Genomic DNA, 21,178 nt, shown 5'->3' with positions numbered 1-21,178 from the left:
CCATCCGCGGTCCTACCCTGGACTCGCGGCTGACCTAGCATCTCGTGCCATGAACGAAGCCGAGAACGTCTTGGAGTGGCTGCAGGCCTGGTACTCCGCACAGTGCAACGAGGACTGGGAGCACGAGTGGGGTGTCAAGATCGAGACGCTCGACAACCCCGGCTGGTCCGTCCGCATCGACCTGGAGGACACCGACCTGGAGGGACACGACTTCCCCCGCCAAGACCTCAAACGCAGCAAGAATGACTGGGTCATGGCCCGGACCTCCGACATGACCTTCGATGCCGCCTGTGGACCAGGCAACCTCACCGAGGTACTCGTCCTCTTCCGCAGGTGGGCGATGGAGAACACCCCCAACGAACGGTAAGACGGCCCCAACCCGATACCTCCAGCTCCGGACGCCGCCCCAAGCCGGTGAACCTATGCGGTCAGAGCGCTAGCGACCCGCCCGAGCGCGCGGCCGTGCTCCTGTGGCTGAGCGCTTCCGTTCGTGCTGGCCGATCGCCACCAGCCGGAGATCCGCGCGTGCCAGGTCGGTGCGGTCGCGCGTTGGGTGTGGCCGACGCAGGGCGGCGGCGAGGAGCGCCAGGTCCTCACGTATCTCACCCAGGACGGCATCGGGCGCCCGCCCGCTGTATCCGCCCTGGTGCCGTTCGAACGCGCCCTTCAACTCCCGGCCCGAAATCGGCGAACCCGCCCCGCTTCACCCGGCGGTCACATGGCCGCCGACGATCCGGGTGGGTCGGTGAGAGGGCGTCAGGCGAGCGGGTCCGCGCTCAGCGAGATCGTCCCCGGGCACGGTGGGGGCTGGGTGATCAGCTCAGCCATGCGGATCAGCCTGGCGACGTATGTGGCGTCGCGGCCGGTCAGTGCGGGAAGGATGGCTTCGAGGTCCGTAGCGCACTCGGTCAGGATGAGATGGCGCCGCGGATCGAGTACGCCCTGTCCGGCGAGGTAGGCGTTGACGCAGCCGGCCGCGTAGAAGTCGAGGGCGGGAACTGGATCGCCGCTGGGTGCGTCGATCCAGCGCAGCCCGTCGGGGAAAGGCTCGCCCCTGTGAGCTGCCCACAAAGTGGTCACACGGGTGAAGATCAGGCTGTCGCCTGATGGCTCGTCGCCGTTCACTGCGGTCCTCCCGCGATCGAGGTGGTGGAGACGTATGAGTCGCCTGCCCTGCCAGTCTCAGAAATTCTTCGCCTCCGGCGGTGTGCACCGGCATCGGAGGGCCCGCCGACGACGAGCGCGTCTTCCCGGCCGCCCTCGTAGCCCTCGGACACCAGCTGTGGGCCGCCGTCATCACAGCCGCATCCGCCCACCTGGCGCATCAGATGCAACACTCCGCACAGCTCCTTGAAGGCCGTTTCCAGTGATCAGCGACGGCGGCTCCGTCGACGCCCGAACCGAACCCGAGCGTGGCCAGCTCAGTCGAACGGGCCTGCGGCGGAGTCGTCATGGATGGTCAACGCTCCGGCGAGGTCGAGGTCGGCGACAGTGCCGTGCGCCCCGGCGCGGACGAGCAGCACTGCGCCGAGCGCGGTGCTCCAGAACGTCCTTGTCTCCACGCTGAGCGGTCGACGGGTCTTCCAGCCACGCCTGTCGATGAGCCGGCCCACGAAGCGCTCGGATTGCCGGAACAGCAACTGGAGGTGCCGATCGACCACGGGGGCGAGTTCGGGCTTGGAGATCCCGGCGGCGAGTGCTCGCGCGACCGACGGGAGCGAGGGCATGGCCAGTACGGCGCGGGCGATGTTACGGCGAAATGCCGCCGCATCGGGGGCTTGGCGACCGATGCGCTCGATCCGTCGGGCGTCGTGCAGCAAGCCGAGAAAGGCGGCGTGCACGAGCAGTGAGTCCTTGGAGCCGAAGTGGTAGGTGACCTGATTGGGGAAGACGCCTGCCGCGTTCGCGATCTCCGCGACGCTCACCTCAGCGCCGGGCCGCTCCTTGCAGAGCCGGGCGGTTTCCTCAATAAGCCGGCGCCTCGTCGCGCGACCGCGGTCACGCGACCGGGGCGACGTCGATCGAGCTTCGGTTCGCTTCTTCTCCACACGCGAATTGTATGTGATACAACAAAGCTCGTTCACTTGTATCGCATACAAGAAAGGTCCAAGGACATGCACCGGACTGAAGTCGTCGTGACCGGACTCGGCGCGATCACCCCACTCGGTGGAGATGTGGAGTCCACCTGGGACGCCCTGCTCGCCGGCAAGTCCGGCATCCGCGGCGGCGTCCTGCCCGGCCACGAGGACGCCGGCCTTCCCGACATCGTCGCGGGGACCATGGCGATCGACCCCGCCGAGTCGCTGCTGCCGGTACAGGCCAGGCGGCTCGACCGCTCACAGCAGGCAGCCTTGACGGCGGCGGCCGAAGCCTGGGCCGATGCCGGCGCCCCGCAGGTGGACCCGGACCGGCTCGCATCGGCGATCGGCACGGGCATCGGAGGCATACGGACGCTCCTGAAGGAAGACGACACGCTGGAGGCGGCCGGGACACGGCGCGTCTCGCCCCGCACGGTCCCGATGCTCATGCCCAATGCGGCGGCAGCGCTGATCAGCATCGAATACGGTGCGCGGGCCGGGGCCTACACGCCCGTCTCGGCGTGCTCTTCCGGAGCCGAGGCGATCGCCCTGGGAGCCAGGCTCATCCGTGCCGGCGAGGCGGACGTGGTGATCGCGGGTGGAACGGAGGCCGCGATCACCCCGATCACCGTCGCCGGCTTCGCCCAGGCGCAAGCACTGTCGCGATACACCGCCGAACCCGCCTCGGCCTCCCGGCCGTTCGCCGCGGACCGCAGCGGATTCGTCCTCAGTGAAGGCGCGGCTGTCGTAGTGCTCGAAAGTGCCGAACACGCCAGCGCCCGAGGCGCGCGTGTCCACGCGGTACTCGCGGGCGCCGGGATCGCCGCCGACGCTCACCACATCACGGCGCCCGCTCCCGACGGCTCCGGTCAGATCTCGGCCATGCGCAAGGCCCTCGCACAAGCCGGCTTGGCTCCCGAGCAGATCAGCCACATCAACGCCCACGCCACCGGAACCCGGGCCGGCGACGTCGCCGAGGCACACGCGATCGGAGAGGTCTTCGGCCGCGCCACCGTGACAGCCCCCAAGGCGGCGCTCGGCCATCTCTTTGGCGCCGCCGGAGCAATCGAGGCGCTCATCGCCGTCCTCAGCGTCAAGCACGGCGCCATCCCGCCGACCCGCAACCTCACCGCGGCCGGCGTCGGTCCCGACATCGACCTCGACGTCGTCGCAGAGCGACGAGACGTCCCCCAGGAAGCCGTGCTCAGCAACTCCTTCGGCTTCGGCGGGCAGAACGTCTCACTCATCGTCACCGGCGCGCGGCACCAGGCGTCCCGTACGGTGTCGGCCACACCATGACCCAAACGAACGCACCATGGTCCGTGGAGGGTCGCCGCCGATTGATCGGGCGTTGCAAGACTCCTCCGACGATCGCGCATCCCGCCGGGCGGAGACTTGGGTTGATCGAAGCCCGGCGCCGCGAAGAGGGCGTCCCGCCCTTGCCTCGTCTCGCCAAGTAGTGCCCCCGGTTCACTGCCAGGACGAGCGGGTGGACTGGTAGGCGGCGGCTCCAGTAGGGATGGGTTGCTGGTTTCAGTGTCTGCCTGTCACTCACTGACCGTTGACGGATTCGGAAGCCAGTTCGCCTGTCGGGGCGCTGCCTTGAATTCCGTCGAGAAACTCGGTCAGCAGGTGGTGCAAGACGTCGGGTCGTTCCAGGTGGAGGTCGTGTCCGGTACCCGGGATGCTCACGGCCATCGTGTCGGGTCGTCTTTGGAGCATGCCGTCGGCTTCGTGTGGAGGGATGATGCTGGACTGGCCGAGGACTGACAGCGTCGGGCAACTGATCCTCGCCCACTCGTCCCAGGAGCCGTGGCGGGCGTTCTCGGACAGCGAGCCGACCATCACGTCACGGTCGAAGCGGGGCCACAAGGCGCCGTCGCGCTTCTCCAGACCGGCCGCCCAGCCTTCGCCAACCCGGCCGCCGCCGAAGAATCGTACGGCGGCCTGCCGTGAGGGGAAGGACATGGGCCAGGAATCGAGCCATGCCCCGATCTCCGCGGGGGCGTTCGGATTCGGATGGCCGGGAGCGGCCTCGACGAGCACGAGGGCACGTATCAGTTCGGGGTGCGCGGCAGCCGTGAGCATGGCCGTGGCGCCGCCCATCGACTGGCCCACCAGGACGGGCCGGCGCAGTTCGAGATGGTCGAGTACGGCGACGACGTCGGCCACGTAGGCGGCGCGGGAGAGGTCGTACGGGCGGCGTTCGCTGCCGCCGTGGCCGCGCTGATCGACAGCAACGACCCGGTAGCGCCCGCTCAGGTACTGGGCTGTTGCGTCCCATTCGCCCGCGTGGCCGGCGAGGCCGTGCAGCAGTACGACGGGCGGCCCCGACCCGCCCCAGTCGCGGCAGGAGAGTCTCACCCCGTCGCGCAGCACTGTGCGCTCGGACCAGGTCATATGGTGCTCCTTCGTGGGTCGAGGGTCGAGGGTCGAGTACGAAACGTCCCTTGGGAATCGGTACGAGGTAGGCGTGAGCAAGACGGGGCTGTCTCGGCGATGACGGTGCGCGCATGCACCTCGCCTAGAGTGAAGCCGCAGGCCACAGGCGTGAGATGAGTCGTTGGAAGGGGCAGTGCGGCGTGGTGGTGGAGGGGTTGGAGCTGTATCGGGGGGAGCTGACCGGCTACTGCTATCGGATGCTGGGGTCGTACGCGGAGGCCGAGGACGCCGTGCAGGAGACCCTGGTGCGGGCCTGGCGGAACATCGAGCGGTTCGAGGGCAGGTCTGCGATGCGGACGTGGCTGTACCGCATCGCCACCAACGTGTGCCTGGATGCCCTTGCCGCGGGCAAGCGGCGGGCGCTGCCGATGGACCTTGCCGCTCCGAGCGAGGGTGGCACGGCGCCGGGGGCTCCGCTGGACGGCTCCCTGTGGGTGGAGCCCTGCCCTAGCGGGGACCCGGAGGGGAGTGCGACGGCCGGCGAGTCCGTGCGCCTCGCCTTCGTCGCCGTGCTCCAGCATTTGCCGCCCAAACAGCGGGCCACGCTGATCCTCCGCGACGTCCTGGGCTTTACGGCCAGGGAAGTCTCCGACCTGCACGGCACCACCGTCGCCTCCGCCAACAGCGCCCTGCAGCGAGCCCGGACCACGTTGGCCGGCCGTCGCGAGAACGGCGCGGAGCGGGTCTCCCCGCAGAGCGAAGCGACCCGCCGAGTGCTGGCCGAGCGGTACGCCACCGCCTTTTCCCGCTACGACATGGAGGAGCTGAACATGCTGCTCCACGTCGACGCCACCCTGTGCCTGCCGCCGTACTTGAAGTGGATGCGTGGTGTCGGCGACATCCGAGCGTGGCTGACCGGCCCGGCCGTCGGCTGCCGCGGCTCCCGACTGATTCCGACCCTGGCGAACGGCACCGCGGCCTTCGGCCAGTACCGCCCCGACCCGGACGGCACCGGCTATCTGCCCTGGGCTCTTCAAGTCATCGATTTCTCCGGCGACCGGATCACCGGCATCACGGCCTTTCGTGACACCGAGCGCCTCTTCCCGCTCTTCGGCCTGCCGGATCATGTGGGCGAGGACGACCGACTCGGCGCTTGAGTCTGACTACCCGTCGGCTTTCTCGGCGAGGGTATGGGCGACGAGGGCGTTGGCGTGGCCGTGGCCCAGGCCGTGCTCGGACTTGAGCCAGCTGACGAGCTCCATGTGTTTGGTGAGGGAGGAGGTGCGGATGAGCTCCTTCCACTCGGCGATCGGGCGGCCGTACTTCTTCTCGATGGAGGGGAAGTAGCTGGCAGGACCGTTCACTGCAGTTGCCATGGGTTCCTCTGTTTCCATGTAGATGATCTTGATGTCGCCAATGGCGCCCCTCGGGGCACCTGACGTCCACGGATTAGCGGCTCGTCGAGGTGGTGGCCAGGCGGACCATCACGGCGGTCAGCCAGAGCAAGCCGAGACCCGCCCCCCGCGGTCGCGCGTAACGGCCTGGACCGTGCCGGCCCCGAGGAACAGCGGGCCCGCCGTCATACCGCAGACCAGAGCCAACCGCGCGGCAAGGCACGAAGCCGGCGCGGCAGAGGCGGCGTGAGTGGGCGCGTTGAGTACGTCGGACATGACCGGGCCTTCCTCGCGTGGATGTCATCACTCATCCGACCGACGGCAACCGGCAAAGTCATCGCTCCGGGCAGGGTGAGCTGCATCACGGTCGACCCGGCGGCCGGCCGCTCAGAGCCGTCCGCCAGGTCGGCGGGCGGCGGGCGGCGGGCGGCGGGCGGCGGGCCCCAGCGGGGGGTCCTCCTGGAGCACCTCCTGGAGGACCAGGCAGACGGCTAAGGCCGCGTGTGGGTGAGGCGGTCGTGTACGAGGACGGCTGCCGCGCCGGCGGTCACGGTCAGGGCCCCGACGGCCATGAAGCCGCCGCGGGACCGCCAGGAGAGTACGGACCAGCGGGACTGGGCGGACAGAACCGAGCCCGTGCTCAGCCAGGAGCCGGCCGAGACGAGCGAGAGGGACGACCCGATCGAGGCGGCCGACAGGACACTGCCGACCGAGCCGATGGAGAGGGCCGAGCCGACGGAACCGATGGACAGCACGGAGCCGACCGATCCGATGGACAGGACCGAATCCTTCGACCAGAGCGAGAGGAACGATCCGTCGGTGCGGTTCCGGAGGAGCGACAACACGGTCGATGCAGCCATGGGGCCATCCTTACACGGGGCGCGGGCCGGGCCCGCTTGAAGGGCTCGTATTCGGCATGAGAGAACCTCCCCCTGCCGTAAGAGCCGACAACCGGCGACTGCCTGGCCCGGGCGGGACAGCATGGAAGCCGTCCACGCCGGATCGCCGCCGGTCGGCCGCTCCCGAGTCGCTACTGAGGAGCCAGGCGGAAACAAGACCGCCGCCCCGGACCGCTGGGCGCGCTCGGCCCGGGCCCGTGCGGGGCGGCTGCCTCGGTGGCGGCTTCGCCGCGGCGCTGGATGAGACGGACATGTTGCCGGATCCACCAGCAAACACTCCTCTTCGACCTCTAGCTCGAACCCGTCGTGACCATCCGGGTGCGGGCCGCTACGGAGCGGAACGCTCGGTCGGCTCCATTGCCCCGCGCCACAGCGGTGCCATCGAGACGGTGGGCGCCCGCATGGCGATGCACGGCGAGGGCGGCGAAAATGAGACTGGCCGGATGAGAGCACCCGAGCAGCGGACACCGCGTCGTCACCACGCGCTCGAAGCGGCGCTCTGCCCTCCGCCCTCGGCGCTCTCATTGCAGCCGGGGCGAGGGGGCACCGCGGGATCCCTGCGGGTGCAGGCAGGAACACAGGTGATCGCTCATGTGCCGATGGCTCGCTTACTCGGGAACGCCCCTGCTGCTCGACACCATCCTCTACAAACCGGCCCACTCGCTGATCGATCAGAGCCTGCACTCCAAGTTGGGTGTCGAGACGACGAACGGCGACGGGTTCGGTGTCGGGTGGTACCCGGAGGGCAGTGACGGCACCCCCGCGCTCATGCGGGACGTCGGCCCAGCCTGGAACAACCGCAACCTGAGGGAGCTCGCGGACCACGTGACCTCTCCGCTGTTCTTCGCCCACATCCGGGCGTCGACGGGTACGGCGGTGCAGCAGACGAACTGTCATCCGTTCCGGCACGGCCGCTGGATGTGGATGCACAACGGCGCCATCTCCGGCTTCCACCCCATGCGGCGGGACCTCACGATGCTCGTGGACCCCGCGCTGTACTCCGAGATCGAGGGGACGACTGACTCGGAGGTCATGTTCTACCTCGCGCTCACCTTCGGCCTGGAGGAGGACCCGCCGGCCGCGGTCGCGAGGATGGTGGGGTTGGTGGAGCGCGTCGGCCGCGAGCACGGCGTGGAGTACCCGATGCAGATGACGGTCGCCGTCACCGACGGGACGACCCTGTGGGCCTTCCGGTATTCCAGCCAGGGCACCTCACGGTCGCTCTTCTACAGCAGCCGGGTGGACTCGCTGCGCAAGCTGCACCCCGATGTGCTCTTCCTCCAGGAGGTGTCGGACGAAACCCGCCTGGTGGTGTCCGAACCCCTCGGCGATCTGCCGGGTGCCTGGCACGAGGTGCCCGAGAGCAGCTACGGCGTGGTGCGTGCCGGGGCCGACGCGTTGTGTCCCTTCACCCCGGAAGCGGCATGACGCGGCCCGTGACGGCTGCGGGTGTTGTAGAGGACGACGACGCTGGTGGCGCGCGGCGTCTCGGGGCGCCGGGAGCCGAACTCCGAACACGACGACGAACACGACGCGCCCGGTGTGGCTTTGGCTAGCGGGGTACGTCCATGTGCAGGCGGACCGTCGTTCCCTGGTCGCGGGTGGAACGGATCTCGACGAGGTCGCAGAGCTGGTGCGCGAGCCAGAGGCCCCGGCCGCCGATCTGGTGGGTGTCGGGGCGGCTACGGCCCGCCATCGCGTCGGCGATGAACCCCGAGTCGCGGAACTCACACAGGAACGTCGCGTCCTGGGTCCAGGTGCGCAGAGTGCCTTGGCCCCCGGCGTGCCGGATGCTGTTCGTCGCGATCTCCGTGACGGCGACGGCGAGCCTCGGCAACTTGGTCTCGGGGACGCCCGCGTCGGAGGCGCACTGGGAGACCTTCGCGCGGATCGCGGCCAGGTCGCCTTGCGTGAAGCTCAGTTCCTGGAACGGGTCACAGGGGGCGGACAGGGCGTCGAAGGCGTACTCGTTCCCGCCGAGGTACTCCTCGTTGGTCGCGTGCTGCCCGTCCCGGCGGATCAGGGGGTGGCAGCGCGACAGCGACCGCAGAGCGTCCTGGTCCTCATCGGCCGCGTCGTAGGGGCACAGCATCGACCAGGTGGGGCTGTGGGCGAAGGCCCGGTTCAACAGCCATTCGTGGTAACGCAGTTCGGAGAGGTGGGCGGCGCTGCGCGCCTGGCGCCAGGCGGTTTCGCCGATACCGCGTACAGGGCGGTCGCCCTCGCCCCGCTCCTTCATCCAGGCCGACCACGCGGCGACGAGCCGGCCGGGGTTCGGGCCCGCCGTCGTCAAGTCGACGAAGGCGACCGCGGGCTCGTCGGAGAGTTCGGCGCGCAGCAGCGAGGTCTTGTCCGAGGGCACGGCGACGACCACCGCCTCGCCGCCCTCCAGGGCCTCCTGGATGAAGCCCAGCGTCCCGGACAGGAACTGCGCGTCGCCCCGGTAGGGGTACAGCTCGTGGCGGAAGGGGCTCTCGGGCCCGCCGGGTGCCTTCGAGGGCACGGTCTCGGTCATGCGGCCATCACCACCGGTACGCCGTCGTTCGCGTAGCCCGCGAGTTCCCAGCACAGGCGGACGGTGTCGTTGGCTCCCTCGATGTGGATCCGACGATCGGGCAGGTGACGGGCGGCGTCGACGAGCGCGTGCATACCGGCGGCGTCGATCATCTCCAGGGTGTCGAACCGCAGCCGCACCTTGGCGGCGTGGCCCATGGCGGCCCGTAGAGCCGCGTTGAACGCCGAGGCGCACTCCGAGTCGATCACTCCGTCAACGCTCCACCTGTCAGTGCCGGTACTGAACATCCGAAAGGCCGGACGTGGTGCCCTCGTGCCCGTTTCCTGCGGATGCATACATGCCGCCCGCTCAAGCGTCGGCGCGTCCCACAGCGACGGCCGGAAGGCGCACACCACGATGGCGCCGCTCTCCGAGGCGAACTCGTCGAGTTTCAGTTCCTGGGCCAGCAGTTCCTCGGCCTCGCCGGGCGCGGTCGCGGGGATCCGCTCGGTGAGCACGCGGACCGAACGGAAGCCCTGGCGGGCGGCGGTACGGGCTTCCCGGCGCACGGCGGCCAGGACCGATTCGGTGTTCGCGGAATCCGGCAGGTCCAGAACCACCGAGGCCGGGGGCAGGCCCTCGGGCACGGCCCGCGGCAGACCGGAGGCGTTGCGGGTGGGGGCGACGAACACGAGCTTGTCCCCGTAGAGGGCCCCGTCGGCCACGTACGCGCGCGCGTCCGCGAGGAAGGTCCCGGACGGGTCCATCCGCCAGCAGACGTGGTCACCGAGCTCGACCTCGTCCAGTGTCGCCAACGCGCGTGCGGCTCTCACCTCGCCCCCTTCCGGCCTTCCGGCCCCTCGACCAGCTTACCCGCCCGAGCACACCGCGGACTCGGGCCCGGGACCCGTGGAGGCGGACCGACTGACCGGACCGCGGGGCTGCGGACAGGGTGCCATTGCCCGATCAACGGGGGCCCAATCGGCGGTGGCCCGATCAGTTCGAGCCCGATCGGCGGGGGCCCGGACAGCGGGCCGGGCGTGCCCCGTGCGGCGGCGATGGCAGCACCCGGCGACCGGTGACGGCATCTCCTCCCGGGCAGGGGCCGCCCCTCCGGAGCGCCGCTGCCTCCGGCCTCCTCCGTTCAGTGGGTGCGGGTGCGCCTTTCGAGGCGGGTGCCGTGGCGAAGGGTGATCGACATCAGGTCGCTGGGGGCGTTCAGCTCCAGGCGGTGCCAGCGGCCGCGCGGGACGATCACGGCAGTTCCCGCGCTCAGCTGCACCATGTCCTCGGCGCCGCCGGGCGTGGTGGGACGGAAGTAGAGGCGGACGCCACCGGTCAGGCAGCACACCGCCTCTTCCGCCTCCGGGTGCATCTCCCAGTGGTCCGCGTGCACCTCGGTGTCGGTCTCCACGTGGAACGTCGCGATCTGCCAGGCGCCGGAGTCGCTGCTCGTCATCCGTCGTTCGGCGACTCGGACATCGCCGTCGGGGCGGAACTGCAGCGCTGAGGCGAAGAGGTCGATGACGGGCGTCGTCATGACGGTGTTCCTTCCAGTCGGTTCTTTGCGGGTGCGGCGGGTGCAGCGGGTCGCGGGGCAGGCAGGGCAGGCAGGGCGGCGGCACGATGGCGTGGCAGTACGACGATCGCCACCACTGCCGCGATGACGAAGAGGCCGGCGGCGACGGCGAGGCTCAGGGCATAGCCGGCGTTGAGCGCGGCGGGGTCGGTGGCCGGGCCGGTGCGGAGTGCGGCGACGGTGGCCAGGGCGGCCAGGCCGACGCAGCCGCCGAGTTGACGGGAGCTGTTGAAGAGGCCGGAGGCCGTGCCGGCCTCGCGGGAAGCGACGCCGGTGGTCGCGGCGGCGGCGACCGGGGCGATCACCAGCCCGACGCCGACGCCGGTGAGGGCGCAGGGGCCGAGCACGTCGGTGAGGAAGCCGCCATGAGGGCTGATGCAGGCGCACCAGGCCAGGCCCGCGGCGGCCAGCAGAGCGCCGGGCACCAGGGCCGCTCGGGGGGTCCGTGTCGCGGTGACGCGGGTCGCGATGACGGTGCCCGCGACCAGGCTCACGGAGAACGGCAGGAAGGCGGTACCGGTCGCCGCGGCACCCATGCCCAGGACCTGCTGCATGTACAGGGACACGAAGTAGAACGCCGCGAACTGCCCGGCCGCGGCCAGGAACACCAGCACGTTGGCGCCCGCCACCCAGCGACTGCGCAGCAGGCCGAGGCGCAGCAGTGGCGCGGAGGCCCTGGATTCGGCGTAGGTGAAGGCGGCCAGGAGCGCGGCCGCCGCGGCGAGGGTCGCCACCGTGGCCGGGGATCCCCATCCCCGGGTGTCGGTGCGGACGACGCCGAACACCAGCAGCCCGACTCCCCCGGTCGCCAGGACCGCGCCGAGCACGTCCGGCCTCTCGCGCCGGTCGGGCGGCCCTCCGGCCGGCACGCCTGCCAGAACCAGCGCGAGGGCCGCCGCCACGATGGGCAGGTTGACGAGCATCACCCAGCGCCAATCGACGTACTCGGTCAGCAGGCCGCCTGCCATCACCCCCAGTGCTCCTCCTGCGGCGTTCACCGCGCTCCACACCCCGAGCGCCCTGACACGCCGAGGGCCCTCGGGGAAGGCGGTCGTGAGCATCCCGAGTGCGGCTGGGGCGGCCGCGGCTGCGCCCAGCCCCTGGCCGGCACGGGCCGCGATCAGTTGCCAGGGTGCCTGGGCCAGCCCGCCAGCCAGCGAGCACAGCCCGAAGACGGCCAGGCCGCCCACGAGCAGGCGGCGGTGACCGTACAGGTCGCAAGCGCGGCCGCCCAGTAGCAGGAGTCCGCCGAAGGTGAGCGCGTAGATGTGCACGACCCACGACAGATCGAGCGGTGCGAATCCCAACGCGGTGCGGATCGCGGGCAGTGCGACGTTGACCACCGACATGTCCAGGGCGAAGACGAACTGGGCGACGGCGGCGGCCGCCAGCACCGCTCCGGGTCGCCCGGCTAAGTTTCTATACATGTATAGAAACTAGCGTCAGGGATCACCGATGTCGATACCTGGGGAATGATGGGGGCCATGCCCCAGCCGTCCGCACCGCAGCCGTCCGCACCGCGCAAGTCCCCCGGCCGACCTCCCCGCATCTCCCGCGAGGAGGTCATCGGGACGGCCCGCCGGATCGTGACCGAGGAAGGTGTGGACCGGCTGACGATGCGGCGGCTGGCCGCGGAGGTCGGCAGCACGCCGATGGCGCTCTACCACCACGTCCGCAACAAGGAAGAACTGCTCGTCCTGCTGCTGGACGACTACGCCGCGCGGGCGCTGCGCCGACCCGAACCGGCCGCCCATCCTCGCGAGCGAATCGTCGCCGCCGCCGCCGCGATCCACGAAGCGCTCGCGGCCTGTCCCTGGATCGTGGAGGTGCTGACCGCCGATGACCTGATGTCAGCGTCGGCGCTGTGGTTCGTCGAGCAGATCGTCGACGGCCTGGTGGAATGCGGGCTGTCCCCCGAGCGGGCCGTGCACGGTTACCGCGCGATCTGGTACTACACCGCTGGAGAGATCGTCGTACGCGCGACAGCGGCCCGGCGGCGGGCGGACGACGACCGTACGACCTACCGGGAGCAGGTCTTCGGCAATCTCGACCCGGCCGAAGTCCCCCGGTTGGCGCAGGTGGCGGACCGCTGGACGCCTCTTACCGGCGAGGACACCTACCTGGACGGGCTCCGAGCGCTGGTGACCGGCCTCCTCGCCGCCCACTGACGGCCCACCGCCCGGCGCCGGACCTCGAAGGGGCCGACGAGCGTCAGGCGCGGACGCCTCAACTCGGTCAGGCTTCCGTCACGTTGATGAGGTCATGACTGGGCTATCCGAGTCGGTTGCGGGCTGCGGCGGGTGCCGATGCCGCCCGGCCTCCCCGCGCCCGGCGGCCGGGCCGAGGACGCCGCACCGGACCGTCCAGCCCCGCCGCGCGCCGGGCCCACTGGGCGGCGACCTCCTGGGGCACGCCCATCACCCGCACCGACTCCTGCGCGCTGCTCCGGCAGGCCGGCAGTGAGCAGTGCACCTCACTAGCCTCAACAGCCGCCTCCGGATACGTCATCGACTCCGGCGGCAGATACTGCACGGCACACCCCAGACAGACAAAGACCGTCCGCATACTCTCCTCCTACTGGTAAGTGACACCGCTCCCGCCGCACGCGCCACACGGCCCCGTCCACTGGCGGATCACGGACCGCTGGTTGCCGCTTTCGTCCGTCTCGACGGCATGCTCCGTGTGCTCAGTGACCCGAAGACCACCGCACGGCCGGCAAGGCCTCTCCTCCATAAAGGCAGCATCCCGCATCCGGACGCCGCAGGGTACGGGAACACGGAAAGCCCCCGCTCCCAGCCTCGGTCCGTAGATCTTCTCACTGACCATCTTGGCGTCGATGGTGATGGCGGGGGCGCCAGCGCGGATCGCCTTGGCACCGGTCGCCTCGAACTCCGCGACCACCGGGCACCGCGGTTCCTCGTACACGCGGACGACCGTCTTCGCCTGCGGATCCCCCACCGTGATCTCGTACCGTCCGAAGCCAGCGCCTCAGGCAGCTCCGTGATCCCCGCGTACGGAACGGGCGCGGCGCGGCACTGTGCTGTGACGACGCCGCCGGCCCACGCCCGCAGCCGGCCGCCGCCACCGCGAGCGCGCCACACACCACTACGGCAGCCGCCCGTCTGACATACCTGACCTGTATGAAGGTTCCCCCCTGATTGACCCGCAGACTCTAGACGCCCACCGGGAGAACCCGCACACCCGTTTTGGCCAGCAGGGGGTCCCGCGGCCGCCAGCAGACCTGAGTCCCTCGCGTCGGCGGCCGTGCAGACAGGGCGGTCACCGAGATCATGAAACGATCAGGCTGAGCCCGATTGCTTCCAGTTGGCCCGTCCACGGAGATTCCCACGTGACCGAAGAAGTTCCCGGCGTCCAGATCGCCTGGACCCGGGGCGAGACCACCGTCCGGTGGAGCAGCCCCGCCGGCGGCGTCGAGAAGCAGTACGAGCAGCCGCCGCAGTCCGTCGTGGCGTGGCGGGAGTACGACGAAGTGCTGGTGCTGGTGGTGGAAGCGGTCAACGGCACCCCCTTCACGCCGTCGGACAACGCGGTGGTCTACCGGTCCGACGGCACGGAGCAGTTCCGGCTGCACCCGCCGCGCGGCCTGCTGCCGGAGCCGAGCGATGTGCACGGCTTCTACGACGCGTTCCCGGAGGGCGGTCGGCCGCTTCTGATCATGGTCACGCGCAACGCTGGCGACTTCCAGGGGCGCATCGACCTGGAGACGGGCAAGATCGTGGACACCAACCACTGGCGCTGAACCGCACGGCTGCGCCTCGGAATGGCGTGGTGGATCTCGCGCAGACTTCGAAGTTTCAAGGCGAGGCTGAGGTTTCGAGGGTGAGTGACTGTTGTCGTTCCGACGCGCTGCAGGTCGCCATCACCGGCGCGCACCGGCTGCTCGTACGCTGCTCGGCTGCAGGCTGCTACGAGAACCGTGCGGCAGCCGTCCGAGGAGGGCCGATCCGGTCCTTCGGCGCTGACTACGGGGGTGGACCTCGGCAAGTCAGGAGCTTAACCATCTCCGCAAAAGTGACGCTCTCATCAGCCCGTTGCACACGGGTGACGTCGGAATTTCGTCCGCAACCCCACGGTTGTTCGCACCGCGTCGGCGCTCCGCCCTGACGAACACAAGCACGACACGGCACGAAGGAACGGACATGACGACGACGTACCTCCTCCAGGTCGACTTCCCGAGCAACGGCCACTTCGGAGAACAGATGGCGACTGAGTACCGGCAACTGGCCGAGAGCATCAACCACGAGCCGGGGATGATCTGGAAGATCTGGACCGAGAACAGCGAAGCCGGCGAAGCGGGCGGCATCTATCTCTTCGATTCCGAGGCCACTGCGGAGAAGTACCTGGCCAAGCACACCGAACGGCTGCAGTCCTGGGGCATCACATATATCCGTGGCCGGATCTTTGCCGTGAACGGACCGCTTTCGGCGATCAACAGGGCTCCGCTCACCCCCACCACCGCCTGATAGCCGGCGCGGCAGCGGGATCCGGGTCGGCTGCGGCCCGATGACCTCTCAGGCGGTACGCGCCTGAGAGTAGGGCGCTTCTTGGTAGCTCAAGAGGTGTCTACGCCAGCGAGCTTTCAGGAGGCCCTGTTGACGCAGTTCTACGGCATCACGCGGATGGAGTTGCCTTGGTCCCTCTTGACCACGGGGTGCGCGAGCTCCGCGCTCCGACGGATGTGTCGGACGCGGAGTGGGCGGTGGTGCGGCGGCTGCTTCCGGTGCCGGGCTGGCTTCGGGGGCGGGGAGGGCAGCCGGAGGCGTACTGACACCGCGGGATGCCGGACGCGATCCGCTGCCTGGTCGACAAGCGTGAGCCGGCCCCCCGGGCTGGCCCCGGGAGGCGGGCCCTTCGCGGCCGGCGGACAGCGGGCGGGTACGCGCCTGAGAGTAGGGCCGGCCTGGGCTGGACGGCGGGGGCAGGGCGGGGGTCAGGCGAGGCCCGCGGCGATGGCGCGGCGGACGGCGTCCGCGCGGTCGCGGATCCCCGCCTTGGCGAACAGGTTGTTGATGTGCGTCTTGACCGTGGCCTCGCTGACGAAGAGCCGTTGGGCGATGGCCCGGTTGGGCAGGCCCTGGCCGATCAGTGCGAGGACCTCGCGTTCGCGGGGTGTGAGGTCCTCGGGCAGGGGTCGGGCAGGCGCGGGCGCCGTGGTCCTGACGGTGGCGAGCAGGCGGTCTTGGACCTCGCGGTCCAGGACGGACTGGCCGGCGGCCGCGGCCCGGATCGCGCGGGCGATGTCCTGGCGTCCCGCGTTCTTGGTCAGGTAGCCGCGGGCTCCCGCGCCCAGGGCGCCCAGGATGGAGTCGTCGTCGGCGAAGGTGGTCAGGACGACCACCGCCACCTCCGGGTGCTCCTCGGCCAGTCGGCGCGTCGTCTCGGTGCCGTCCATCACCGGCATCCTCAGGTCCATCAGCACCACGTCCACGGGGCCGGCCGCGACGGCGGCCAGCACCTCGGTACCGTCGGCGGCGGCCGCGACGATGTCGAGATCCTCGGTCAGGGCGAGCACCGCGGCGAGGGGCTCCCGGACGGCGGCCTGGTCGTCTGCGACGACCACCCTCAACCGCTTTGACTCTGCTGCTGGTTCGGTCATTGCGGAATCACTACCTCCACTTGCCAGTCCCCCCGGTGCGGGCCCTCGGCGACCGGGCCCGCGGTGAGCGTTCCGCCCAGCAGGGCGACGCGTTCGCGCATACCGATCAGCCCCATCCCACTGCCGGCGCCCGCGCCCACCTCACCGGTGGCGGGACGGTTCCTGATCCTCAGTGTGGTCGATGCCGCGGCGAAGGTCAGCTCCACGTCGACGGCTCCCCCGGGCGCGTGCCGGGCGGCGTTGGTCAAGGCCTCCTGAGCGATCCGCAGCAGGTTCTGGACCGCCTTCGCCGGCAGGTCGCGTTCGGTCCCGGTGACGGTGAGCGCGTCCCGGTGGCCCGAGGACGCGAGCATCGCCGCCAGGCTCTCCGGCAGCGGCAGGGTGTCCTCGCGGAGCGCGTGCACGGTCCACTGCGCCTGCTTCAGGCTCTCCTTGACCAGGTCGTGGGCCTTCTCATGCGCCTCTCGCACCTTGTTCATGTCACCGGCGGCGATCAGCGCGTCCGCCAGTTCCAGCTGCATGTTGATCCCGGCGAGCGAGTGCGCCAGTACGTCGTGCACGTCCCGGGCGATCCGGCCGCGCTCGGTCAGTACGGCAGTGCGGGCCTCGGCTCGGGCGGCGCGTTCGGCCGACTCCGCCGCCTCGATCGCCGCCCGCACGGCCCGGCGCTGCGTCCGGTTGACGATGCCGATCAGGACCGGGATGCCGGTGGCGAGCCCCAGCGTCCACGCCAGCGGGTCCTGCTCCGGCCCGAGACGCAGGTAGAGGACGGCGCCGCAGAGCAGGCTGCACACCCCGGCGAGGACCAGGGCCGGCCTGGTCTCCAGGCGGTATCCGATGTGGCCGGCGAGGAAGAAGGCGAAGAGGTAGCTCGTTCCGCTGTTGCTGACGCCGATCAGGGCGGCCGCCGCGACGACGCCGAGCGTGAGCCAGACGAGGGCGAGGCGCGGCGGGACCCTGTGCTCGGGCAGCCGGCGGGCCAGGAGGGACGCGGCGTTGACCACGAAGAGCACGGCCACGGCCAGACCCTGGCCACTGAGACCCATGGGCCGGATCGTCAGGGCTCCCGCGACGATGACCGCGAGCGTCGCCGCCCACTGCACGCGCGGGTCCTGCTCGGGGACGGGACGCTCTCCCGTCGCCTGTCCGGTGTCCGTCCCGGGGGACGGGGCGCTCTGGTCTGCGGGCACGGGCCGAAGATACGGCACGGTCAGGCCGTACGGCCGAGGGCGGCGGCAGGGCGGGCCCCGGCGAGCCTGTGGCCGCGACTGCGGATGAAGATCGTGGCCACCCGGGTGACGACTTCGGTGAGGGCCATCAGCACGAAGGCCGTGACCCATGCCTGCTGGCTGGTGATGTGGTGCGCGAGGCTGAACCGGGCCACGGGCTCGGCGCCACCACCGTGCTCGACCCACGTCTGGAAGCCCATCCGCGCTCCCATGCCCACGATCCACAGGACCGCCGATACGGCTCCCGCCTTGATCAGGAGGTGGCCGTCGAGGGCGCGGATGCGGGTGTAGACACCCCCGGCGACGCCGAGTGCGGCGCCCACGGCGGTCAGGGCCGCGATCAGGACGAGGTCGTTGCCCTCGGTGGGGACGGAGTCCAGGTACGTGTACGCCACGAAGGCCACGATCCCCAGCGGGAGCAGGAAGGTCTTGCGGTCGAGCCGGCCTTCCCGCAGCTGCCGGAAGACGATCAGAATGAGGGCGATGTCAGTGATCCACTCGGTTGCTGTCATGCCCTCCAGACTGCTGCGGCGCGGCTCGCGACACCTGGACCCCAGGGTGGAGACGGGGGTGGAGATCGGCCGGCCGGCGGGTTCAGGAGCGTTTGACGCACAGGACGGTCTCGGCTTGTCCCGGTGTGTGCCGGCGCCGGCCGGAGCGCTCAGGCGGCGGGGTCGCCGCAGGACCTGAGCGCGTCCGGTATCAGAGCGGCCTGCTCATCGGCGGGCCGGCCGGCGAAGTGAACGGTTGCCGGACCCGTACGTCCCGAAGGCCGAGGACGTCATGAGGAGCGTACGAGGGTGTCAGCCGTCGGAGCCTGGGCTCCGCCCAGCCGGCGGCGCTTGACGAGCAGAACAGCCGTGCGTGCGAGGACCGCGGCCAGGGCCATGAAGACGAAGGCGTTCGAGTAGACGTCTTGGCCGCTCAGCTTGTTGTTGATGCTGAACAGGATCACGTCCTTGGTGAACCAGTGCTCGGAACCGTAGGCGAAGAGCACGCGGGAGGCGGACATCAAGGTCCAGACGATCGCATAGGCGATGCCGCCCTTGGTGTAGACCTCGCCGTCGGTACCCCGGTGGGCGGGCAGCAGGGCCGCGGCGAGCAGGCCACAGACGGCTCCCGTGCCGATGCCCGCCAGCTGGAGCCAGGGGTCGTTCCCGCCCAGTGGGAGCGTGCGGACGAAGAGCGCGATCACGATCACGACAGCGATGATCGAGCGCAGCAACCGCATGTTGGTGATTTTGCGGGTCCCCAGGTCGGTGGACAGGATGATGATCAGGATCACCCCGCTGGCGATCAATGCGGTCAAGAACGGGCTCATGGGCGAGTCACCCCTCATCTCGATGAGTACGGAGGCGCCCTACGGCTCTCCCGCACCTTCCACCCTCAACGCTAGGGAGCGGAAGCGAGGACCGGGACAACCGACCGACGGACCCGGCTGTCAACCGACCGGTGGACAGCGGTGAATGGCCTGTCCGAGCCTTGTACATCATCGTCGCAAGGGGCCGTGCCCACATCGGTGGGACGGCCGACCGGAATGCGTCGGCAGGACGGACGGAGCCGAAACGGCCCGGCCGGTCGGGACCGTACGCGGGCGATGGCGCTTGCGGCGGTGCCACACGCCGCTCCCCCGCCCGTAGTGCATCGCAGTGGACGTGGTGCGGTCAACCGGCAAGCGAGCCGGGGCGCCGGCGTGCGGCGTTCGCCTACCGGGGGACGGTGGAAGGGCTTTCAGCCTGCGCGGCTTCATCGGCCTTCTTGGTGATCATGTCGGTCAGGGCCTGGGCCGTGTTGTGCTCGGTGTCGATCCCCACAGCCCCGCCACCTTCAGAAGTGGCGGCTTCGGCGCTGCGAGGGAACATCGCCTGCTCGTACTCGGTGAGCGCGGCCTCGATGTCGTCGGGGTGCGCGGCGAGGGCCTGGCCGAGTTCGGCGCCGTCGAGCATGGCGAGGTTGGCGCCCTCGCCGTTCGGGGGCGAGAGGTGGGCGGCGTCGCCGATCAGGGTCACCCCCGGCACGCGGTCCCACCGGTGCCCGGCGGGCAGGGCGTACTGGTGGCGCAGGACCGGCGCGGTGTCGCCGTCGGTGATCAGGGCGGTGAGTTCCGGTGCCCAGCCGTCGAATTCCCGCGCGATGCGCGCGGCGGCCGCGGCGGGATCGGTGAAGTCGATGTCGGCGAACCAGTCCTGCGGCCTGGCCAGCATCACGTACGTGTGAAGGGTGTCGCCGCTTTCCCGGTGAGTGAAGATCTCCTTGCCCGGCGCGGGCACCATCAGCATCCCGCCGCCGACCGTCTTCGCGGCAGCGGGGTGCCGGGTGTCCGCGTCGAACAGGTACGTCTCGACGGACGACGTGCCGGCGTATTCGGGCGTGGCGGTGCTGAGCAGCGGCCGGACCCGCGACCATGCGCCGTCCGCGCCGACCAGCAGGCTGGTGACGACGGTGCTGCCGTCGGCGAACGTCACCTCGTGGCGGCCCTCGCCGAGGGCGCGGGTGCTGCTGACCTTGTGGCCCCACCGGACGGTGCCGGCCGGGAGCGAGTCGAGCAGGATCTGTCGCAGTTCGCCGCGCTGCACCTCGGGGCGTCCGCCCCTGCCGTCGTCGGCCTTGTCGAGCAGGACGGTCCCGTCCCGATCGAGGATCCGCAGTGCTTCGCGGCCCTCCATGACGATGGCGTGGAACTCGTCCGTCAAACCGGCCGTCTTGAGGGCGAGCTGCCCGTTGTAGTCGTGGATGTCGAGCATTCCGCCCTGCGTGCGTACCGTCGGGGAGGACTCCGCCTCGTAGACCGTGACCGGGATTTCGTGGACGTGCAGGACGCGGGCCAGCGTGAGTCCGCCGAGTCCCGCGCCGATGATCGTGACGGGTATGCGCATGGTGGCTCCTCGCGATCGGGGCCGCCCAGTGAGCTCTGGCCGGCCGTCTCTGGAAGACTGCCGGACCTCGCCGACAAGCCACCGACACGGCACCCACAGCCGGCTCCGGACGTGATCGGCCGGACGAGGCCTGGGCCTCCCGGGCGAGGCCATCACGGAAGCGCGGATCAGCAGGCCGGGTGTCCCCCCGCCCGTCCGCTTCTGCGCCGTCACCACCGCTGCCGACGAGACCAAGCCGTTCTCCGGCGGCGCGACGTCCTTCAACAACCTGACGGGTCCAGGGGCGGTTCAAGAGCTCCTTGCGCAGCGCCCTGTGGAACCGTTCGATCTTGCCGATCGTCGTGGGCGGGCGCGGCTTCGTCCGCCAGGCATGTGGATGCGAATGCGGAGCGTGTCGGTCACCTCGCCGTTTTCCCCGCAGACTAGCCTGGCGTCCAAGATCCCAGCGCAGCGAGCGGGGAACGGTCGCACGCCTTCACCTACGAGGAGCCGCAGATGAGCGCGACATCAGGGGCGACCGTCGCCGAGCGTCTCCCGCTGCACGACACCCCCGCCTCCACCCACGCGGACCGAGCACTCGTCGCGCACAGCCCCGGACGTCGGGTGACCGTGACGGACGTCGCGGTCTGA

23 protein-coding genes are annotated in these 21,178 nt (G+C 70.3%); 8 read left to right on the top strand and 15 right to left on the bottom strand.

The window, feature by feature from the left end; genetic code table 11:
* Positions 1-49 precede the first annotated feature (49 nt).
* A complete protein-coding gene (locus tag EES41_RS35165; RefSeq protein ID WP_123081924.1) occupies positions 50-367 on the top strand; it encodes an immunity 53 family protein in 318 nt (105 codons plus the stop codon).
* A gap of 389 nt (positions 368-756) precedes the next feature.
* Here the strand turns inward: EES41_RS35165 and EES41_RS35160 are convergent, their stop codons facing one another.
* Both EES41_RS35160 and EES41_RS35155 read right to left on the bottom strand, forming a co-directional pair.
* Positions 757-1,125: a hypothetical protein gene (locus EES41_RS35160; protein WP_123081923.1), complete on the bottom strand. Its 369-nt coding sequence runs from the start codon at positions 1,123-1,125 to the stop codon at positions 757-759.
* Between the two features lie 296 nt (positions 1,126-1,421).
* Positions 1,422-2,048 (bottom strand): TetR/AcrR family transcriptional regulator C-terminal domain-containing protein, encoded by a 627-nt coding sequence (locus EES41_RS35155; protein ID WP_123081922.1) that lies wholly within the window; start codon positions 2,046-2,048, stop codon positions 1,422-1,424.
* A gap of 66 nt (positions 2,049-2,114) precedes the next feature.
* Between EES41_RS35155 and EES41_RS35150 the strand changes: the two genes are divergently transcribed.
* Complete coding sequence (locus tag EES41_RS35150) at positions 2,115-3,377, top strand: beta-ketoacyl synthase (protein WP_123081921.1); 1,263 nt, start codon at positions 2,115-2,117, stop codon at positions 3,375-3,377.
* Between the two features lie 252 nt (positions 3,378-3,629).
* Here the strand turns inward: EES41_RS35150 and EES41_RS35145 are convergent, their stop codons facing one another.
* Positions 3,630-4,478 carry an alpha/beta fold hydrolase gene (locus tag EES41_RS35145; protein ID WP_123081920.1) on the bottom strand — a complete coding sequence of 283 codons (849 nt, stop codon included), beginning with the start codon at positions 4,476-4,478 and terminating at the stop codon, positions 3,630-3,632.
* Between the two features lie 155 nt (positions 4,479-4,633).
* Here EES41_RS35145 and EES41_RS35140 point away from each other — a divergent pair, with 155 nt between their 5' ends.
* Positions 4,634-5,617 carry a sigma-70 family RNA polymerase sigma factor gene (locus EES41_RS35140; RefSeq protein ID WP_123081919.1) on the top strand — a complete coding sequence of 328 codons (984 nt, stop codon included), beginning with the start codon at positions 4,634-4,636 and terminating at the stop codon, positions 5,615-5,617.
* Between the two features lie 6 nt (positions 5,618-5,623).
* Here the strand turns inward: EES41_RS35140 and EES41_RS35135 are convergent, their stop codons facing one another.
* Positions 5,624-5,836 carry a DUF4287 domain-containing protein gene (locus EES41_RS35135; protein WP_123081918.1) on the bottom strand — a complete coding sequence of 71 codons (213 nt, stop codon included), beginning with the start codon at positions 5,834-5,836 and terminating at the stop codon, positions 5,624-5,626.
* A 509-nt stretch (positions 5,837-6,345) separates the two neighbouring features.
* A complete protein-coding gene (locus tag EES41_RS35125; RefSeq protein ID WP_123081916.1) occupies positions 6,346-6,714 on the bottom strand; it encodes a hypothetical protein in 369 nt (122 codons plus the stop codon).
* A gap of 630 nt (positions 6,715-7,344) precedes the next feature.
* On the opposite strand from EES41_RS35125, the gene EES41_RS35120 reads away from it, so the two are divergent.
* A complete protein-coding gene (locus EES41_RS35120) occupies positions 7,345-8,181 on the top strand; it encodes a class II glutamine amidotransferase (RefSeq protein WP_123081915.1) in 837 nt (278 codons plus the stop codon).
* A gap of 124 nt (positions 8,182-8,305) precedes the next feature.
* Here the strand turns inward: EES41_RS35120 and EES41_RS35115 are convergent, their stop codons facing one another.
* From EES41_RS35115 to EES41_RS35100, 4 genes are all read right to left on the bottom strand, one after another.
* On the bottom strand, positions 8,306-9,268 hold the full coding sequence (locus EES41_RS35115; RefSeq protein ID WP_123081914.1) for a sensor histidine kinase: 963 nt from the start codon (positions 9,266-9,268) through the stop codon (positions 8,306-8,308).
* Positions 9,265-10,080, bottom strand: a complete 816-nt coding sequence (locus tag EES41_RS35110) for an MEDS domain-containing protein (protein WP_123081913.1) — start codon at positions 10,078-10,080, stop codon at positions 9,265-9,267. The genes EES41_RS35115 and EES41_RS35110 overlap by 4 nt, the downstream gene beginning before the upstream one ends.
* A 311-nt stretch (positions 10,081-10,391) precedes the next feature.
* The gene (locus EES41_RS35105) at positions 10,392-10,787 is read right to left on the bottom strand and encodes a cupin (protein WP_123081912.1); all 396 of its coding nucleotides are present in this window, start codon (positions 10,785-10,787) and stop codon (positions 10,392-10,394) included.
* On the bottom strand, positions 10,784-12,253 hold the full coding sequence (locus EES41_RS35100; RefSeq protein WP_123081911.1) for an MFS transporter: 1,470 nt from the start codon (positions 12,251-12,253) through the stop codon (positions 10,784-10,786). Before EES41_RS35100 ends, EES41_RS35105 begins: the two co-directional genes overlap by 4 nt.
* 57 nt (positions 12,254-12,310) lie before the next feature.
* On the opposite strand from EES41_RS35100, the gene EES41_RS35095 reads away from it, so the two are divergent.
* Complete coding sequence (locus tag EES41_RS35095) at positions 12,311-12,994, top strand: TetR/AcrR family transcriptional regulator (protein WP_123081910.1); 684 nt, start codon at positions 12,311-12,313, stop codon at positions 12,992-12,994.
* Between the two features lie 406 nt (positions 12,995-13,400).
* Here the strand turns inward: EES41_RS35095 and EES41_RS35090 are convergent, their stop codons facing one another.
* Positions 13,401-13,751, bottom strand: a complete 351-nt coding sequence (locus tag EES41_RS35090; protein WP_164496032.1) for a hypothetical protein — start codon at positions 13,749-13,751, stop codon at positions 13,401-13,403.
* A gap of 424 nt (positions 13,752-14,175) precedes the next feature.
* On the opposite strand from EES41_RS35090, the gene EES41_RS35085 reads away from it, so the two are divergent.
* Together EES41_RS35085 and EES41_RS35080 are read left to right on the top strand one after the other, a co-directional pair.
* On the top strand, positions 14,176-14,586 hold the full coding sequence (locus tag EES41_RS35085; RefSeq protein WP_123081908.1) for a hypothetical protein: 411 nt from the start codon (positions 14,176-14,178) through the stop codon (positions 14,584-14,586).
* A 400-nt stretch (positions 14,587-14,986) separates the two neighbouring features.
* Complete coding sequence (locus EES41_RS35080; protein ID WP_123081907.1) at positions 14,987-15,310, top strand: monooxygenase; 324 nt, start codon at positions 14,987-14,989, stop codon at positions 15,308-15,310.
* 467 nt (positions 15,311-15,777) lie between these two features.
* Here the strand turns inward: EES41_RS35080 and EES41_RS35070 are convergent, their stop codons facing one another.
* From EES41_RS35070 to EES41_RS35050, 5 genes are all read right to left on the bottom strand, one after another.
* Positions 15,778-16,443, bottom strand: coding sequence for a response regulator (locus tag EES41_RS35070; protein ID WP_123081906.1), 666 nt, complete (start codon positions 16,441-16,443; stop codon positions 15,778-15,780).
* Positions 16,440-17,546 carry a sensor histidine kinase gene (locus EES41_RS35065; RefSeq protein WP_254211824.1) on the bottom strand — a complete coding sequence of 369 codons (1,107 nt, stop codon included), beginning with the start codon at positions 17,544-17,546 and terminating at the stop codon, positions 16,440-16,442. The genes EES41_RS35070 and EES41_RS35065 overlap by 4 nt, the downstream gene beginning before the upstream one ends.
* A 107-nt stretch (positions 17,547-17,653) precedes the next feature.
* The gene (locus tag EES41_RS35060; RefSeq protein WP_123081904.1) at positions 17,654-18,184 is read right to left on the bottom strand and encodes a hypothetical protein; all 531 of its coding nucleotides are present in this window, start codon (positions 18,182-18,184) and stop codon (positions 17,654-17,656) included.
* Positions 18,185-18,453: 269 nt separating this feature from the next.
* Entirely contained in the window at positions 18,454-18,993 is a 540-nt protein-coding gene (locus tag EES41_RS35055; protein WP_250569053.1) for a hypothetical protein, read from the bottom strand.
* A 385-nt stretch (positions 18,994-19,378) separates the two neighbouring features.
* Positions 19,379-20,548, bottom strand: a complete 1,170-nt coding sequence (locus tag EES41_RS35050) for an NAD(P)/FAD-dependent oxidoreductase (protein ID WP_123081902.1) — start codon at positions 20,546-20,548, stop codon at positions 19,379-19,381.
* 495 nt (positions 20,549-21,043) lie between these two features.
* On the opposite strand from EES41_RS35050, the gene EES41_RS43945 reads away from it, so the two are divergent.
* Entirely contained in the window at positions 21,044-21,178 is a 135-nt protein-coding gene (locus EES41_RS43945; protein WP_302186184.1) for a hypothetical protein, read from the top strand.

It is taken from the genome of Streptomyces sp. ADI95-16 (assembly GCF_003721495.1).
Classification (GTDB): Bacteria; Actinomycetota; Actinomycetes; order Streptomycetales; family Streptomycetaceae; genus Streptomyces; species Streptomyces goshikiensis.
The sequence above is the reverse complement of the archived record's forward strand: the minus strand, read 5'-3'. Positions and strand labels throughout refer to the sequence as shown.